At 50.1% G+C, this 2,274-nt stretch carries 2 protein-coding genes; both read left to right on the top strand.

Features of this window, described 5'->3' with window-relative positions; all coding sequences use genetic code 11:
* Positions 1 to 226: NrtR DNA-binding winged helix domain-containing protein (locus tag VN105_RS11775; RefSeq protein ID WP_414647239.1), on the top strand; the 226-nt coding region annotated here is incomplete at its 5' end.
* A 6-nt stretch (positions 227 to 232) separates the two neighbouring features.
* Positions 233 to 2,215: an alpha-L-arabinofuranosidase C-terminal domain-containing protein gene (locus VN105_RS11770; protein ID WP_325641059.1), complete on the top strand. Its 1,983-nt coding sequence runs from the start codon at positions 233 to 235 to the stop codon at positions 2,213 to 2,215.
* Positions 2,216 to 2,274 lie beyond the last annotated feature (59 nt).

The raw sequence follows: 2,274 nt of genomic DNA, 5'->3' as shown, positions 1-2,274 counted from the left end.
TATCTCTTTTGATAAAGGGAACTTCAGCCGCAAGATCCTGTCCACCAAATTATTGGTAAAGCTTACAGACAAGGATAAATTAAGCTCGAAGAAAGGCGCTTTTTATTACAAGATAGACCGGAAGAAATACAATGCCAATTTCCATGCCTTCCTGAACTTTGTTCCCGACCCGCATATGCTCCAACATAATGGCGCTGCAGTCTGGGACCCAAAAAAAACGGTATAATCACATATGAGAACACAACGCTTTATCACGGCACTTGCACTGTTCACGGGCGTTTATACGATCCCGTTAGCTGCGCAGCAACCGTTGAATTTTACTGTAAAGGCCAGCGAAGTAAAAACGCCGGTATCACCCAACATGTGGGGTATTTTCTTTGAAGACATTAATCTCAGTGCCGACGGGGGGATTTATGCAGAGCTGGTAAAGAACCGTTCTTTTGAGTTCAGCTCGCCGCTGATGGGATGGAACGTCCCGAAAGACGCTGTATCCAACGGGCAGATACTGGTGGTGAACCGTAAAGATGATCATCCTTCCAATCCCCGTTTTGCAAGGGTAACGATGCCGGCTACACGTAGCTTTGAAATCGTGAATGAAGGCTTCCGCGGCATGGGGATCAAAGCAGGGGAACAGTACAATTTTTCTGTGTATGCCCGCCAGCAGCAAGGCAGCGCTGTAAAGCTCACCGTAACCCTGCTGGATGAAGCAGGGAAAGCCATCGGCAGTACTACTATAACACCAGAAGGCAGTAACTGGCAGCAATACAAAGCCAGTTTCACCGCTGGTGCTACCGTGTCTAAAGGCAAGCTGAAAGTGGCTTTCGATGGCAACGGGGTGATAGATGTAGACATGATCTCCCTGTTTCCGCAGCATACCTGGAAGGAACGGAGCAACGGGCTGCGTGCCGACCTGGTGCAACTGCTGGCCGATATGCACCCTGGCTTCCTGCGCTTCCCCGGCGGCTGTATCGTAGAAGGACGAGAGCTGACCAACCGCTACCAGTGGAAAAAAACAGTGGGAGATGTGAACGACCGCGAAGTGATCATGAACCGGTGGAACAATGAATTTGCACACCGTGCTACGCCGGACTATTTCCAGTCGTTTGGACTGGGCTTCTTTGAATATTTCCAGCTGGCGGAAGATATAGGCGCTTCGCCATTGCCTATCCTCAACTGTGGCATGGCCTGCCAGTTCAACAGTGCGGAGATAGTTGCCGTGAACGAACTGGATCCTTATATCCAGGATGCATTGGACCTGGTGGAGTTTGCTAACGGAGATGTATCTACGAAATGGGGCGCCTTGCGTGCAAAAATGGGCCACCCGGCGCCTTTTAACCTGAAAATGATGGGAGTAGGCAACGAGCAGTGGGGGCCGCAATACGTAGAACGCTATACCCTTTTTGCAAAGGCCATTAAAAGCAGATACCCGGACATTAAACTGGTGAATAGTCTTGGCCCCGGACCCAACGGCGATAAATTTACCTTCCTCAACGATACCCTCCGCAAACTGAACGCAGATATCCTCGATGAGCATTATTACAGCGCCCCGGAATGGTTCCTTAGCAATGCGGCGCGTTATGATTCCTACGATCGTAAAGGACCTAAGATCTTCGCCGGTGAATATGCTGCCCACAGCAAAGTAGCGGGCAACGGCGATAATAAGAACAGCTGGCAGTGTGCATTGGCGGAGGCCGCCTTTATGACCGGCCTGGAACGTAATACAGACGTAGTGGTAATGGCATCCTATGCGCCGTTGCTGGCCCATGTGGATGGATGGCAATGGACGCCGGACCTTATCTGGTTCGATAACCTGCGCTCTTACGGCACCCCTAATTACTATGTGCAAAAATTGTACGGCAACCACAAAGGAACTGCTGTAGTACCTATATTAAAAGGTAATGAGGCGATCAGCGGGCAAGATAGCGTATATGCGTCTACGGTAGTAGATGATGCAACAGGTGAGCTGGTGATTAAACTGGTGAATGCGGCGGCTACGCCTAAACCGGTAGCAGTGGCTGTACAAGGGGTGAAAGGGCTGGCTTCCAACGGCCGTTTGATTACCCTGGGCAGTGAAAGTCTCGCGGGACTTAATTCACTGGATCAGCCTACCCGCATTTCCCCGCAGGAAAAAAGCATTGTGATCAAAGGAAAAACGATCCGTACAGAAATTGCGCCGTGGTCATTCTATGTGATCCGGGCGAAAATAAATAAATAGTCGTCCTACAGGTATTACCGGCAGCAGGAAAGATCTTTCCTGCCGCCGGTTTTTTTATT

Origin of the sequence: Chitinophaga sp. (genome assembly GCF_035564935.1) — a bacterium.
Lineage (GTDB): Bacteria > Bacteroidota > Bacteroidia > Chitinophagales > Chitinophagaceae > Chitinophaga.
This window is presented reverse-complemented; position numbering and strand designations above follow the sequence as displayed.